The following is a 14,618-nucleotide window of genomic DNA, read 5'->3' as shown; positions in this document are numbered from 1 at the left end:
TATGGCCGGATTTAAATACCGGGATTTAACCATCGTACCTCTATCCCGGGAAAAGATGGTAATTGCTGCCGATAGCATTGGTGGGGTTGGTCCGAAAGCCGGGGATATAGTAAAAACTTCCGGAGAAATCGTTGGTCGTTACGGGGCTCGGGTGGTATTGATGGAGCTTTTGGCGGTAAAGGCCAGGCCGCAGGTAATTTCCTGTACCGTTTCGTGTGAATGGGAGCCTACGGGTAAGGAGATTTATCAGGGGGTGTTGGCGGAAGTAAAAAACCTGCCTTTTGCCATTGAAATTACCGGAAGCAGTGAAAAGAATTTTACTACAAATACCACGGGAGCCGGTTTTACGGCGGTGGGTCTGGGAGACGAGCTTTTAGTAAACAGGATTTGCGAAACTTCGGACTTATATATCGTAGGCGTACCTCTGGTAGGGGAAGAAGTGTTAAAATTTCCGGAACTGCAGGCTACACCTCATCTGGTTTATGAATTGAGCCAAAATAATGATGTACTGGAAATAATCCCCTGTGGGTCCGGCGGAGTTGGGGCGGAACTAATGTGGCTTAAAAATCAGGGATTTGAAATAGAGAGCGTTATAGCCCCTCCCTTTTCCCTGGAAAAATCGGCAGGACCGGGAACTTCACTGCTGGTGGCGGTAAAAGAGGGTATTGAGCTTAAATCGGAGATTCCGGTGCATTATCTGGGTAAAGCCACAAAAGTCAAAAAAGCTTAGGAGGTTTGCAATGAACGGCAAGGTATATTTAGTAGGGGCGGGACCGGGAGACCCGGAGCTCATTACGGTAAAAGGGATAAAACTTTTAAAAGAGGCTCAGGTGGTTGTTTACGACCGGCTGATAAGCCCCGAGCTTCTAAAATATGTAAATCCTTCTGCTGAACTTTACTATGCCGGAAAAGCTCCTGGCCGACACAGTTTAAATCAGGAGGAGATAAACGAGCTTTTAGTAAAAAAAGCCCGGGAAGGAAAAATGGTGGTACGGCTTAAAGGGGGAGATCCTTTTGTTTTTGGCCGGGGAGGGGAAGAAGCTTTGGCTTTAACCCGGGCCGGGATTCCCTTTGAGGTGGTTCCGGGAGTTACTTCGGCGGTAGCGGTACCGGCGTATGCGGGTATTCCGGTAACTCACCGCCGGATTGCTTCAAGTTTTACGGTAGTTACCGGCAATGAAACGGAAAATAAAGAAGAGCGGGAGGTAGACTGGGAAAAAATTGCCCGGGTCGGGGGTACCATTGTCATTTTAATGGGATTAAGTAACCTTCCGTTTATAAAAGGTGAACTTTTAAAATATTTGCCTGCCACCACACCGGTGGCGGTAATTTACCGGGGAACTACCCCCAGCCAGAAAATTGTCACCGGGACCCTGGAAGACATTGTAGAAAAGGTATTGGCGGCGGGAATCAAGCATCCGGCGGTAATTGTGGTGGGTGATGTGGTAAAATTACAAGGGGAGCTTGGCTGGTATTCCCCATCAGCATTAACGGAGTGAGCTTAAAATGTTAACTACCTTTCTTTTAGGCCTTACCTTTTTCACCAGGATTCCGGTGCCGAAAAAACTTAATTTTTCCGAAGAAAAATTTAACAGGGCTCCTATCTTTCTTCCCGCTTATGGTTTAGTTACCGGTGGTATCTTAGCCTTAATAATTGAATTATTCGGAAGGTCCTTTCCAGGCTTTTTCTGGGCCGGAGTTATAATAGCCGGGCAAATTTATTTATCGGGAGCCCTGCATATCGATGGGTTACTGGATAGCCTTGATGCAATTTACTCCAACCGCGACCGGGAAAAAAGGCTGGAAATTTTAAAGGACTCCCGGGTAGGCTCGATGGCTGTGGCGTTTTTTGGAGCGTTTTTAATTCTAAAATATGGAAGTTATGCTTCCTTTACTCCGAAAATGCAGGCCTTTACGGTGCTGATTTCCGAAATTATCCTGCGGGGAACGGGCTACCTGGTGATTTATTCCTTCCCCTATGTGGGTTCTTCCCTGGGACGGGGTTTTAAAGATAATGCTTCAACTGCCGGGTTAATCTTTACCCTGGGGCAAACCTTACTTTTTACCCTGGGAGCAGCGGCGTTTTTTAGTTTTTCTCTAACTAAAATTTTAATAATTTTGCTTTTAGCTTATCTTTTTGCGTTTGTGGTGGCAGCTCGCTGGCAGCAGTTTTTTGGGGGACTAACGGGAGATAATTACGGCGGAATTATGGAATTAACCGGCCTTTTTGTGCCGTTGGCGGTTTTACTTATCAATAATATTGGGGTGGTGTGATACCACCCCTTTTAGCTTTTAATGGATTGTTAAGGTAAAATTTGCTTTTATTTCTCCGACCATTTCTTTTTTGTGATTTTTAATAACCGGACGGTAGTGGGTAGCTAATTTTTTAAGTTCCTCGTCACCGATAAATCCAAGCTGGCGCAGGGCTTCTAAAGTAATAGCCCCCAGGGCCCGGGCGTTACCATCGGCCACTTTTACCGCTACGGCAATGCCTTTGTTAAGAATACCTACAATTTGCACCGCTTCTGCCCCTATCTTTGAGACAAACCTACCGGGAAAACTTCCCATTAAATCGGTATCAAAACGGCCGGTTCCTGCGACCATTACCGGATAGGCATTCATGCTGTGTACTACTGTTTTTACCGCTTCTTTTAATTTCCCGGAAAACAGGTCGGGCCGTGAGAGTTTCGCAAAGGCTAAAGCTCCATTTTTCAGGGGTACGGCAAAAACCGGCACCCCGCAGCCGTCAATGCCGATCTTTATATTTTCTGGAGAAACTTCGGTAAAGTCAGCAATAAACTTTAAAATTTCCTGCTGGACCGGATGGTCTATTTTTTCGTATCCCGTTAAAGGGTAGCCGGAAACTTTGGCCAAAGCTAACATACCAGCATGTTTTCCCGAACAGTTGTTATAGAGGGGTGATGGCTCTAATCCCTCCTGTTTAAGCCATAAGGCGGTTTGCCGGTCAAAAGGTTCATGGGTGCCGCAGCTTAGATAACCCTCGTCAAGCCCGATTTTTTGTAAAATTCCTGCTACCGTTTGGGTATGCTCTACGGTTCCGCTGTGGGAAGCGCACATTACAGCAATTTCTTTGGCGCTAAAATCATAGGGTAAATCTTTTACCAGAAGAGGTAAAACCTGAATAGGTTTGGCGGAAGACCTTAAGAAAGTAACGAGCTCCGGGTTTCCGGCAGAGGCTACAATCTTGCCGGTGTAATCGACTACGGCAATGGAACCAAAGTGGACACTTTCGACGATATCACCCCGGGTAACTTCTGCCAAAAGAGTGTAATCTGTTGCCCAAGCCATAACATCACCTCGTTTTTACCTGCTACCATTATAACATTTTGCCGCTCTCTTGTCTGGCGTTTTACCGGAAAAAGATACCCTGGTAGAAAAGTTGGGGGAATTTACCGCTATGAAGGAAATACTTATGCCGGGAACGAAAGAGGCCGTAAGCTTTTGCCTACGGCCTCTTTCCTAATTTAACTTTACCTTTTTTTCATACCGTTTTGTTGGAATTACCAGCAAAAGGTTAAAAATCAGTACCAAAATTAAGAGCAAAGCGGCGCTGCCATCGGCAATACGGGTGGCATCGGGAATTAGTCCTTCGGAATTAACATACCAGAGGTGGACGGCCAGAGTTTCACCGGAAGCAAAGGGGTTTAAGTCGAACATGAAGCGGGAAACGGTGGTACCCGCAGTAAAAATCAAAATAGCTGACTCGCCAATGGCCCTTCCGGCTACCAGAGTTACCCCGGTAATGATGCGGGGTAAGGCTGCAGGGAGCACGACCCGGAAAAGGGTTTGACTTTTTGTTGCGCCCAGGGCCAGGCTTGCCATGCGGTATGATTTGGGAACTGCGCGTACAGCTTCTTCGGTAACCCTTATTAGTACCGGTAAATTTAAAAGGGATAAAGTTAAAGCGCCACCGATAATTGTAAATCCAAGTCCCAGGAAATTCACAAAAATGATCATGCCAAAAAGTCCAAAGACGATGGAAGGGACGGTCGCTAACATTTCAGTACTGGTTCGGATAATATTAACTATCCTTCCAGGCTTAGCATATTCGGCCAGCCAGATGCCTGCTCCCAGGCCTACGGGCAAAGAAAAAGCAAGAGAAAGCACTAAAATATAAAAGGTGTTAAATAGTTCAGGCCCCACACCTCCCCCTGCTTCCATCTCGGAGGGAGGGCCGAGAATAAAGGAAGGAGTTAAAACCGGCAATCCGCGTTTTAAAATGTAAAAAATAAAGGCTATAAGAATACCAAGAATGGTGAGGCCCGCCAATGTTAATAAAGTAGTAGCCAGCTTATCGATAAATTTATTTTTTTTCAATGGCCTTCCTCCTTGGATGCGGTAAATTTTCGCACTAATAAAATTAAACCTAACGCAATAAGTAGCAACACAAAGGCCATTAAAAAGAGAGCATTATTCCCTGTGGAATTAAAGGCCGTATTTCCCATTTCCATCACAATTTCCGAAGTCAGGGTGGCAGTAGGTTGAAACAGGGAACGGGGGAAAAGAGGTGTATTGCCAATAACCATTTGCACGGCCATTGTTTCCCCGATAGCCCTTGCCATTCCTAAAACTAATCCGGTGATAATTCCCGGCGCTGCTGCCGGCAGGAGAACATGCCAGATGGTCTGCCAGCGGGTTGCCCCCAGGGCATAAGAAGCTTCTTCTAACGACCGGGGGACCGACCGCAGAGCATCTTCGGCAAGGGATAAAACCGTGGGTAAAATCATTATAGCTAAAATAATTCCGGCTGCCAGCAACCCAAAGCCGTTTTGGTTGGGTGAGATTTGGCGAATTGCTGGAACAATAATTGTAAGGCCAACCCAACCGTAGACTACTGAAGGAATACCTGCCAGTAAATCTACTACTGTGCGCAAATATCCCGTCAGCCAGGAAGGAACTATTTTCGCCGAAAACATAGCACCGGCTATACCTAAAGGCCCACCCAGCAGAAGAGCTAAGAGGGTTACGAAAAAGGAACTGCTGATAAACGTAAGAGCTCCAAACTGGTTTTGGTCGGGAGCCCATTTTGTACTGCCGAAAAACTCCAAAGGACTGACGGCTAAAAAAGTTTTTAACCCCTGTTTACCTACAAAAACAACAATAGCTGCTATGGTAAAACAAACTACCATAGCAGTTAGAAAAAAGATATATTGAATTAAAAGCTCTTGCTTTTTTCTAAGCACTACTATAAACCGCCTTTCTATGTTAATACGGTTTATTTCATTTTACTTATCGATAAGAAGCCCAATTTTTCCACGTAGTTATTTTGAAATTCATCGCTTAAAACAAAGTCCAGGAAATCTTTTACCACACCGGTAGGCTCACCTTTCGTATACATGTGTTCATAGGCGTATAAGGTATACTTTTTGTTATAAACGTTTTCGGGAGTGTACTCTACTCCATTATATTTTAACACTTTTACGGAATTATCGATATATGCTGCATCAATATAGCCAATTGAACCGGGGGTTTGAGAAATTGCTTTCCGCACCGCTCCGTTGGAGTCCTGAATTATTGCTTTATCGGTAAATTCTTTGCCATCTAAGACGAGGTCGGTGATTACTTTGCGCGAACCGGAAGATTTTGCCCGGTGAATAATGGTGATTTTGGCGTCATTGCCGCCAACTTCTTTCCAGTTGGTAATTTTACCGGTAAAGATGTCTGCTAACTGTTCTTTAGAAAGGTTATCCACCTTAACATCAGGATTGACGATGATCACGAAAGGAGCAACCGCAACTTGATGGTCAACTAAACCTTTACCCGCAGTTTCAGGGTCTTTTTCGGCATCGACATCGCTATTGCCGATATCTACCGCACCTGCAATTACCTGTCTGAGTCCTGTAAAAGAGCCTCCTCCAGAAACATTCACGGTAACTTTGGGATTTTTCTCCATGTACAAGGTAGCTGCTTGTTTGGCTAAAGGCAAAAGGGCGGTAGAACCGGCAAGGGTGATCTTACCTTCCTTGGTAGTTTGCCCGTTTTGCGGGGTAGCTTGCTCATTTTTTTTAGCACAACCTCCAGCAAAAAGCAAAGCTACCACCAGGATGCTGATAATCGCTACAATTCCATACTTTTTCATCTTTTTTCCTCCCTGGTTTTAAAATTTTCTTGTCTTTAATATAACCGGTAAATGTTATTTTTTTTCGAGCAGGAAAGTTAACAAAAGTTAAAAAAAGGTTAAAGGTATGTTTAGCGGTCCAGAGTAATTTCCTGAAGCCATAGATTTAGAGCTTTTTCTTTAATGATACATAATTTTTAACCCATTACATAATATAAGCTTGGTATAAAAATTAAATTGGGAAAGGGGAAGAAAAAATGTTTAAACACGAAAAAGCTTTATTACATGAAGTGGGAGTTGAAAGACCAAACCCCAATTATGCGGCCATGCTTCAAGAACAATTAGGGGGTCCTCACGGGGAACTAAAAGCGGCCATGCAATACCTTTCTCAAAGCTTCAGGATCAAAGATCCGGCCCTGAAAGATCTGTTCTTAGACATCGCTGCTGAGGAGTTAAGTCACATGGAAATGGTGGCAGCTACCATTAATCTTTTAAATGGTCATGAGTTAAATGCCAGTAATGCTACCGTTGGCACGATTGAAGCCCACGTTTTATCAGGGTTAAATCCTGTACTAACTAACGCTTCGGGTGAGCTTTGGACAGCGGCGTATGTTGATGTAACTGGCGACCTTGCTGCTGATATTCTTTCAAATATTGCCGCTGAACAGCGGGCAAAGGTAGTGTATGAGTACCTGTATCGACAGATAAACGATAAAAAGGTGCGGGAAACGATTGATTTTCTCCTGAATCGCGAGGAAGCCCATAATACCCTTTTTCGGGAAGCCTTTAATAAATTACAGGAAACCGGCTCTTTAAAAGACTGGGGCGTCACCCAGGATTCAAAATTATACTTTGATTTATCGACACCCGGAAAATACTTTTCACTAAATGCGGCAAATCCGCCGAAATTTGAAAGCCCTCAATAATTCAATGAAACTACTCTCCCTGTAATAGGGGGGAGTAATTTTATAAAAATGAAATATTAAACAAAATAATATGAAAATTTAGACTTTACAAACAATTTCTTGTGTTTTATAATTAGAAAAAAAGCAGGGGGAGGAGAAAAAATGAGTGTTAAATTTAATGGTTGCAGCTGTGGCAGCGAAAAAGGCTGTATGGCAGCTCCCCATTGTCCCACTGGAGCTTTGTATTACGAACCTGATTTAAATCAAGTGTTTTACGACCAAGAGTTTTGTTTTGATTGTGGCGAGTGCCTGAAAATTTGTCCTGCCGTAAAAAGCAATTAAGCTAAACATTTTACCGGGAGAAAATCCCGGTTTTTTTACTAAAAGCGGTAAATATGATACAATAATTAATGTGTGATGCCTAAAAAAGTTACATAATTTTTAAAGGAGGATTTTAATAGAGATGGAGAGAAAGCTATCCTTGGAATTTGCCCGGGTAACGGAAGCGGCGGCGGTAGCTTCTGCCCGCTGGATGGGCCGAGGGGATAAGCATAAGGCTGACCAGGCCGCTACTGAAGCAATGCGGGCGGTTTTTGATACCATAGATATTCGCGGTGAAGTGGTTATCGGCGAAGGGGAAATGGATGAAGCGCCGATGCTTTACATCGGGGAAAAATTAGGTACCGGTTATGGCCCAGCTTTAGATATTGCCGTTGACCCTCTGGAAGGGACCAATCTTGTTGCCAAAGGTTTAAATGGCGCCATTGCGGTGGTGGCTGCTGCTCCCAAAGGGTGTCTTTTAAACGCTCCCGATATGTATATGGAAAAAATTGCCGTTGGTCCGGCAGCAGCGGGTAAAATCCACCTTGATGCTCCCGTTAAAGATAACCTGAGGATAGTTGCCGAAAGTCTGAAAAAATCGGTAGCCGATTTAACGGTGGTGATTTTGGATCGCCCCCGCCACGAAAAAATAATTAAAGAAGTGCGGGAGGCGGGAGCCAGAATAATGCTAATCTCCGATGGAGATGTTTCACCGGCTATAGCCTGTGCTTTTGAGGATTCCGGGGTTGATCTGATGATTGGTATTGGTGGAGCCCCGGAGGGAGTTTTAGCTGCCGCTGCTTTAAAATGTCTGGGCGGAGAGCTGATGGGGAGGCTTGTGCCAGAAGATGATGAGCAGATGGAACGGTGCCGGAAAATGGGTCTTGCTGATCCCCGGCAAATTTTAACGTTAGATGATTTGGTAAAGAGCGATGATGTCATTTTTGCGGCTACCGGAATCACCAACAGTAACCTTTTAAAAGGCGTGCGGTTTACGGCCAATGGAGCGGCCACTCATACGTTAGTTGTTCGGGGGAAAACCGGTACCGTTAGGTTTATTGAAGCCTTGCACCGTTTCGATAAGAAGCCAATATATAATTTAATAGGTTTGAATGTTTAAATAATAAAAAATAAATTTGAATGTTTAAATAATAAAAAATAAAATTTTAAATTTTTAAAAGCAGCTTTCTTGAATAAGCTTTATAAGGTTTACGCCGAGCAAATAAAAGCAGGGGCTTTTTAAGCGAAGTCCCTGCTTTTTGTAAAGGAGAGTAAAAAATATTACAAGCGGGGGAGTATGGATGAATGAATGAGCAATGGCGGCGTTTTATTTCAGGGGAAGACCCTGTAAGCAGCGTAGATCCGCTAATCTTGCGTTCCTGGAAGAGGTGTAGAGAAAAAGTAGTTGATTAACAAAGAGTTATTAATAACGATATACTTTCAGCACCGCTTTTACGAGAACGCTGGCAAAAGCAGGAAGAATTACTGAAAGCAGCAGAACAGGTATTGTCCCATGTCTACCGCTTACTGCAGGGCCAAAACTATATGGTTATACTTTGCGATTCTGAGGGATATATTTTAAAAGCAATAGGCGATCCCCCGTTTCTGAATAAAGCTCAGAAAGTGTACTTATCGTCCGGGGCTAACTGGCGGGAAGATATTAAAGGAACCAACGCCATTGGTACTTCTATTTCTGAAGGTACGGCTGTTAAAGTTTTGGGCTGCGAACATTATGTCCAGGAAAACCATTTTTTAAATTGCTGGGCTGCACCGGTGTACAATTCTGAAGGAAAGATTGTAGGGGTGTTGGACATATCCGGTGAAAGCGGAAGGAGTGACAACCGCCTTTTAGAAATTGCCCTCATGGGGGCCAAAATAATTGAGCAAAATCTCTTATTGCAAGAATTGCAGAAAAAGGTTGTTATTAGCCAGCAAGGGCTTCAACTGGCAGGTAAGATGCTGCAAGAAGGGGTTATTGTTATTGATAACCAAGGGATAATTACCGAGATAAACCAAAAGGGCGCCCAGATTTTGGGCAAACGGCGAGAGGAAGTTATAGGTAATTTGATAAGTGATGTTTTTGGTGGTGCTAAAAGCTTTTCGCTTAACCCAAAGGAAGAAAAGTTCCAAATTAATGCTGGGCTTGGGGAGAAAATTGGTGACAAGAGGTTTGATACCGTTTATGCACTGAACCGGGCTGGGTAAAATGTGAATGAACAATATAGATGGGTCGGCAACAGTACCAAATCGAAACAGGCGTTAGAAATAGTAGCAAAAGCAGCTGCAGTTAATTTGTCGGTGCTGTTACAGGAAGAGAGCGGTACCGGAAAAGAGGTAATTGCCCGCTATATTCATCAGCTTAGCGACAGGAAGAATGGGCCGTTTATTGCCATAAATTGTGCTGCTTTGCTGCCTAATTTAATTGAAAACGAACTTTTCGGTTATGTTGAAGGAGCTTTTGCAGGTGCTAAAAAAGGTGGACAGCCCGGGAAGTTTGAACTTGCTAATGGTGGTACGTGAAGCAAAAGACCAAGCTTGCGATATTGGAAGCGTTAAAACAAACAAATGGGAAAATTGCTCCGGCTGCTCGGTTGTTGGGAATGGGGCGGACCACACTGTACCGCAAGCTGAAAAAATATAACCTGCTCAAATAGAAACAGTTTGTTGGGACAAAATGTTTTAGAATGGAACATTTTATTTTGTATTTTCGGAAAGCTGTAAATTTTTATACTTTATAAATATCTGAAAATTGGCATAGATTTTGCAATTATACTAAGTTGCTAACACAACCACAAAAATTTTGGAGAGGAGGAATGAGAGTCTCGGGAGAAACTTCTCAAATTAGTAATAATTTTTTAAAAAAATCTTTTTTTTAAAAAAATCTTGAACTTAACTTTATGGTCAATTATAGTTAGAGTAGAAAGTATTTTATTTTACAAGGAGGGTTTTTATGGCCGGCTATTGCGGGAAAGTATTGAGGGTTAACCTCTCCACCGGTGAAATTAAAAAGGAACCGCTGGATATGGAGGTGGCCAAGAAGTTTTTAGGTGGTCGGGGTTTGGGAAGTTATATTTTATCCAAAGAAATCGACCCTGCTGTGGATCCGCTATCTCCGGAAAACAAAATTATTTTTGCTACCGGTCCATTGACCGGATCATCGGCGCCGACCTCCGGACGCTACATGGTGGTAACTAAATCTCCGCTTACCGGTACTATTGCCAGTTCCAACTCCGGAGGCTTCTGGGGGGCTGAATTAAAATTTGCCGGCTATGATTTAATCATTGTAGAAGGAAAAGCGGCAAAACCAAGCTACATATATATTAATGATGACACCGTTGAAATCCGGGATGCGCAGAATTACTGGGGGAAATTAGTATCTGAAACCACCGAGCTTTTACAAAAAGAAGTGGGAGATCCCAAAGCCCGGGTCTTGACCATTGGTCCTGCCGGGGAAAGGCTTTCGCCCATAGCTGCCGTTATGAACGAAAAATACCGGGCAGCAGGTCGTTCCGGTGTAGGAGCGGTAATGGGCAGCAAAAACTTAAAAGCGATTGTGGTAAGAGGGTCCGGAAAAATTGAACCGGCGGAGCCGGAAAAAACCAAGGAACTCTTATCCAGACTCTTAAAGAAAATTCGGGAAGATGGGGTTACCGGTCAGGGCTTGCCCAATTATGGGACCGCGGTTCTGGTAAATATTATCAATGAAAACGGTATTTTACCCACCAACAACTTCCAAAAATCTTACTTCCCAACTGCCGATGAGATTTCCGGGGAAACTTTATCCGAAAAATATTTAGTGAAAAAAGACCCCTGCTACCGTTGTCCGATTGCGTGCGGCCGTTACTGCAAAGTTGACGATGAAGAAGGTGGCGGGCCGGAGTACGAAACTATCTGGGCCTTTGGTGCCGATTGCGGCGTTGACGATTTAGCTGCCATAATTAAAGCCAATAACCTGTGCAACGAATACGGCTTAGATACGATTTCCGCAGGAGCTACCATTGCCTGCGCTATGGAGCTTTACGAAAAAGGCTATATTAAGAAAGAAGAATTAGACGGTCCGGAGTTAAAGTTTGGTTCTGCCGAAGCTGTCATTGAATGGACCAGGAAGATGGGGGCGGGCGAAGGTTTTGGAGCCAAACTGGCCCTTGGGTCGTATCGGTTAGCCGAATCTTACGGTGTTCCGGAACTTTCGATGTCGGTGAAGAAACAGGAATTACCGGCTTATGACCCCCGTGGTGTTCAGGGCCATGGTCTGCAGTATGCTACTTCCAACCGGGGAGGCTGTCACGTCCGGGGTTACCTGATTTCTCCGGAAATTCTCGGCTCTCCGGAAAAAATTGACCGCTTTGCCTTAGAAGGAAAAGCCAACTGGGCCAAGCTCTTCCAGGACTTAACGGCGGTTATTGACTCCCTTGGTCTTTGCCTCTTCACCTCCTTTGCCTTAAATGCCGATGACTACCGGGAACTCTTTAACTATATCGTTGGGGAAAATTACACTACGGAAGATATTTTAACTGCCGGCGAGCGAATCTGGAATTTAGAGCGGGTCTTTAACTTAAAAGCGGGAATCGATGCTTCGCAGGATACCTTACCCAAGCGGCTTTTAGAAGAACCTGTACCCGATGGACCGTCCAAAGGGCACAAACACCGCCTGGCAGAACTTTTACCGGAGTATTACAAGGTGCGGGGTTGGGACGAAAAAGGGGTACCAACCGCCGAAAAGTTGCAAGCTTTAGGTTTATAAACAACTAAAAGCAGGGACTTCCCAAACGGAGTCCCTGCTTTCTTAATAAAGGAGAGAACAAAAAAATATGATTTTACAATTTAAGGACTACCAAATAGTTCTCGAACCCCAGCCGGATATCCAGGAAATATATCTTGAATTATCAAGTTTGTGTAATTTAAACTGCCGCCATTGCTATCGCAATAGCTGGAGTTACAAAGGTGGACTGATGGAAAGGAAAACCTGGGAGAAAGTTTTGGAAGAAGCAAAAGCTTTACCTTTACTTTCGCGGATTGTTTTAGGGGGTATTGGCGAACCGCTACTTCATCCGGAAATCAAGGAAATAATTGCCGAAATAAAAAAGATGGGGCTTAAAATAAGTATAACTACCAATGGTTTCCTCTTGTCTAAAGAGATGGCTCAAGATTTTGTAAACTTAGGGGTTGACGAAATCATTGTTTCCATTGATGGGTTTTTGCCGGAAACTTTTGCGGAAAACCGGGGGGCAGATATAGGTAACTTATGGAGTAATTTAAAGCAACTTAATTTAATAAAGCAGCAAAATAAAAGCAGCCAGCCGGAAATATTAGCGGAGATGGTGGTAAATAAGAGAAACTCCCAGGAGATTTTTAAACTTATTCCCAGGCTTTTAGAGTATAATATTAAAGTTTTGTATGTTAGCCAGCTTATGCCGGTAGTAAAAGAAAAAATAGAAGACATTTTTTACCGGAAGTATCCCGATGAGAAGCTTTTAGAGTGGCGAACTTTGGTAGCCCGGGCTTCCATGTATTCCGGGGTAAAAGTCCTCTTACCGGAGATGGGTCTTAATACCCACCGTTCCTGCCGGTTTGTGGAAGGAAAAAAAGTAGTGGTGCGGTTTGACGGTGAAGTATCTCCTTGCTACCGGTTTTTACACGATTCCCGGGAATACGTTTTTGGCCGGGAAAAGGAAATTCGGGCGGTAAGTTTTGGGAATGTTAATAAAGAGAGCCTGGCGGAGATCTGGACGAAAGAGGCTTTTGTTAAATTTCGCTTTTTGGAACATATGAACCACTACCCTTCCTGTCCTGACTGCGAATGGGTTGACGGCTGCGATATGGTCTGGAATATTGAAGAAGACTGCTGGGGTAATAAACCGTCCTGTGCCGATTGCCTTTGGGCCAGGGGATTAATTTTTTGCCCGTAAAGAGGAGGTGAAGCGAATGAAAATTGAGATCCGGCTTTTTGCAACTTTCAGGGAAGGGCGCTTTAAAAAAGAAGTTTGGGACCTTCCCGAAGGAACAAAAGTAATCGATGTTTTAAACCGTTTAGGGATTAAACCGGAAGAAATAGCCATCCTTTTAGTTAATGGTTTGGATGCCGAGCCTGACCGCGTATTAAATGACGGTGACAATATTTCCCTGTTCCCACCGGTGGGAGGTGGTTAAGTGTTAAGTAGAGGAGAAAAAAATCTCCTGGGTAATATTTTTCGCCGGGAAGGTATTAAGGAATTATCCCTGGAAACGACCGAGAGAATTTCCCGGGAAACCGGTATTGCTTTACGCGCGATTGAATATTTTGCCCTGGAAAACGGGGTTGTGCCCCGGAAGTATGCCCGTAATATCGGAAGTTTTACTTTAGCTGGGCAGAAAAAACTTTTAGCTTCCAAAGTAATGGTTGTGGGCTTGGGCGGACTTGGTGGCTATGTTTTGGAGGAACTGTGTCGAGCAGGCGTGGGAGAAATAGTGGGGGTTGATGGCGATGCCTTTGAGGAAACCAATTTAAACCGCCAGCTTTTGGCTACAGAAAAAAATCTTGGGCAGAAAAAAGCCAATAAAGCTAAAAAAAGGGCGGCGGAGATCAATCAAACGGTGGTGGTAAGCGGTTTTGTAAGCAAGGTCGAAAATCTTCCGGAAACTGCCTGGCAGGGAGTAGAGCTTGTCTTTGATTGTTTGGATAATATAGAAAGTCGTTTTTACCTCGAAGAAAAAACAAATAACCTTGGATTGCCCCTGGTGCACGGAGCGATAGGAGGCTGGTACGGCCAGGTCGGGATTGTTTGGCCCGGAAGCAACCTTTTAACCAAGATTTACCGGGAACGGAAAAAAGGTATAGAACAAACCCTGGGGAACCCTCCTTTTACTCCGGCGGTGGCGGCGAGTTTAATGGTAGCTTTGGGGATTAATTTGCTTCTGGGAACGTTGGAAAAGGAAAACGTATTTTACTTTTTTGATTTAAAAAATATGGAGTTTGAGAAAATAAGCCTTTAAAATTGTATTACCAATCACAATGACTGCTTAATTTACCTTTTTCTTTTTTTCCTGAAAAACCAGTATGTAAACAGATGTTTACAGGTTAACAAGTTGATTTAAGCAGGAGATATGAGGCGTTTCAACGATTTTTGCTGGTTTTAATAATTGGGAGTGTCTAAAAAATAGACACTCCTTTTTTGTTGTCTGAAATTGTTGATATTTGTCGGATTTAAGCGATTTGTGATTATAATAATTTATTATACTGTCTAGAAAATAGACAATATTGTAAAAAAATATTATAATATTCTATAATATTTACACTGGCAAGAATTTTGCAAAAAATAGTTCAGAGCAATTAT

General features: G+C 43.6%; 17 protein-coding genes. 13 read left to right on the top strand and 4 right to left on the bottom strand.

The window, feature by feature from the left end; translation table 11 throughout:
• Nucleotide 1: 1 nt before the first annotated feature.
• The 3 genes from CARFE_RS0109385 to CARFE_RS0109375 are packed head-to-tail and all read left to right on the top strand — an operon-like array spanning nucleotide 2 to nucleotide 2,274.
• Entirely contained in the window at nucleotides 2-730 is a 729-nt protein-coding gene (locus CARFE_RS0109385; protein WP_028052585.1) for a hypothetical protein, read from the top strand.
• Between the two features lie 10 nt (nucleotides 731-740).
• The gene (gene cobA, locus CARFE_RS0109380) at nucleotides 741-1,499 is read left to right on the top strand and encodes a uroporphyrinogen-III C-methyltransferase (RefSeq protein ID WP_028052584.1); all 759 of its coding nucleotides are present in this window, start codon (nucleotides 741-743) and stop codon (nucleotides 1,497-1,499) included.
• A gap of 7 nt (nucleotides 1,500-1,506) precedes the next feature.
• Entirely contained in the window at nucleotides 1,507-2,274 is a 768-nt protein-coding gene (locus tag CARFE_RS0109375; RefSeq protein WP_028052583.1) for an adenosylcobinamide-GDP ribazoletransferase, read from the top strand.
• An 18-nt stretch (nucleotides 2,275-2,292) separates the two neighbouring features.
• Here the strand turns inward: CARFE_RS0109375 and CARFE_RS0109370 are convergent, their stop codons facing one another.
• The 4 genes from CARFE_RS0109370 to CARFE_RS0109355 form a co-directional block, all read right to left on the bottom strand.
• Nucleotides 2,293-3,309, bottom strand: coding sequence for an asparaginase (locus tag CARFE_RS0109370; protein ID WP_028052582.1), 1,017 nt, complete (start codon nucleotides 3,307-3,309; stop codon nucleotides 2,293-2,295).
• A 171-nt stretch (nucleotides 3,310-3,480) separates the two neighbouring features.
• Nucleotides 3,481-4,338: a phosphate ABC transporter permease PstA gene (gene pstA, locus CARFE_RS0109365; protein WP_028052581.1), complete on the bottom strand. Its 858-nt coding sequence runs from the start codon at nucleotides 4,336-4,338 to the stop codon at nucleotides 3,481-3,483.
• Complete coding sequence (gene pstC, locus CARFE_RS0109360; RefSeq protein ID WP_028052580.1) at nucleotides 4,335-5,204, bottom strand: phosphate ABC transporter permease subunit PstC; 870 nt, start codon at nucleotides 5,202-5,204, stop codon at nucleotides 4,335-4,337. Before pstC ends, pstA begins: the two co-directional genes overlap by 4 nt.
• Nucleotides 5,205-5,236: 32 nt before the next feature.
• On the bottom strand, nucleotides 5,237-6,100 hold the full coding sequence (locus CARFE_RS0109355) for a phosphate ABC transporter substrate-binding protein (RefSeq protein ID WP_011343715.1): 864 nt from the start codon (nucleotides 6,098-6,100) through the stop codon (nucleotides 5,237-5,239).
• Nucleotides 6,101-6,336: 236 nt separating this feature from the next.
• Between CARFE_RS0109355 and CARFE_RS0109350 the strand changes: the two genes are divergently transcribed.
• The 10 genes from CARFE_RS0109350 (at nucleotide 6,337) to CARFE_RS14875 (ending at nucleotide 14,277) form a co-directional block, all read left to right on the top strand.
• Entirely contained in the window at nucleotides 6,337-7,005 is a 669-nt protein-coding gene (locus tag CARFE_RS0109350; RefSeq protein WP_011343716.1) for a manganese catalase family protein, read from the top strand.
• 141 nt (nucleotides 7,006-7,146) lie between these two features.
• On the top strand, nucleotides 7,147-7,326 hold the full coding sequence (locus tag CARFE_RS0109345; RefSeq protein WP_028052579.1) for a 4Fe-4S dicluster domain-containing protein: 180 nt from the start codon (nucleotides 7,147-7,149) through the stop codon (nucleotides 7,324-7,326).
• Nucleotides 7,327-7,447: 121 nt separating this feature from the next.
• Nucleotides 7,448-8,425 (top strand): class II fructose-bisphosphatase, encoded by a 978-nt coding sequence (glpX, locus tag CARFE_RS0109340; protein WP_028052578.1) that lies wholly within the window; start codon nucleotides 7,448-7,450, stop codon nucleotides 8,423-8,425.
• A gap of 302 nt (nucleotides 8,426-8,727) precedes the next feature.
• Complete coding sequence (locus CARFE_RS15660) at nucleotides 8,728-9,510, top strand: sigma-54-dependent Fis family transcriptional regulator (RefSeq protein WP_456064303.1); 783 nt, start codon at nucleotides 8,728-8,730, stop codon at nucleotides 9,508-9,510.
• A 3-nt stretch (nucleotides 9,511-9,513) separates the two neighbouring features.
• Nucleotides 9,514-9,825, top strand: a complete 312-nt coding sequence (locus tag CARFE_RS16745; RefSeq protein WP_028052576.1) for a sigma 54-interacting transcriptional regulator — start codon at nucleotides 9,514-9,516, stop codon at nucleotides 9,823-9,825.
• On the top strand, nucleotides 9,822-9,959 hold the full coding sequence (locus CARFE_RS16855) for a helix-turn-helix domain-containing protein (RefSeq protein ID WP_084138896.1): 138 nt from the start codon (nucleotides 9,822-9,824) through the stop codon (nucleotides 9,957-9,959). The genes CARFE_RS16745 and CARFE_RS16855 overlap by 4 nt, the downstream gene beginning before the upstream one ends.
• 296 nt (nucleotides 9,960-10,255) lie before the next feature.
• Nucleotides 10,256-12,049 carry an aldehyde ferredoxin oxidoreductase family protein gene (locus CARFE_RS0109320; protein ID WP_028052575.1) on the top strand — a complete coding sequence of 598 codons (1,794 nt, stop codon included), beginning with the start codon at nucleotides 10,256-10,258 and terminating at the stop codon, nucleotides 12,047-12,049.
• A gap of 67 nt (nucleotides 12,050-12,116) precedes the next feature.
• Nucleotides 12,117-13,214: a tungsten cofactor oxidoreductase radical SAM maturase gene (locus tag CARFE_RS0109315; RefSeq protein ID WP_051250263.1), complete on the top strand. Its 1,098-nt coding sequence runs from the start codon at nucleotides 12,117-12,119 to the stop codon at nucleotides 13,212-13,214.
• Nucleotides 13,215-13,230: 16 nt separating this feature from the next.
• Entirely contained in the window at nucleotides 13,231-13,455 is a 225-nt protein-coding gene (locus CARFE_RS0109310) for a MoaD/ThiS family protein (RefSeq protein WP_028052573.1), read from the top strand.
• Nucleotides 13,456-14,277 (top strand): HesA/MoeB/ThiF family protein, encoded by an 822-nt coding sequence (locus tag CARFE_RS14875; protein WP_051250262.1) that lies wholly within the window; start codon nucleotides 13,456-13,458, stop codon nucleotides 14,275-14,277.
• Nucleotides 14,278-14,618 lie beyond the last annotated feature (341 nt).

It is taken from the genome of Carboxydothermus ferrireducens DSM 11255, from assembly GCF_000427565.1.
In the GTDB taxonomy this organism is placed as follows: domain Bacteria; phylum Bacillota; class Z-2901; order Carboxydothermales; family Carboxydothermaceae; genus Carboxydothermus; species Carboxydothermus hydrogenoformans.
The sequence above is the reverse complement of the archived record's forward strand: the minus strand, read 5'-3'. Positions and strand labels throughout refer to the sequence as shown.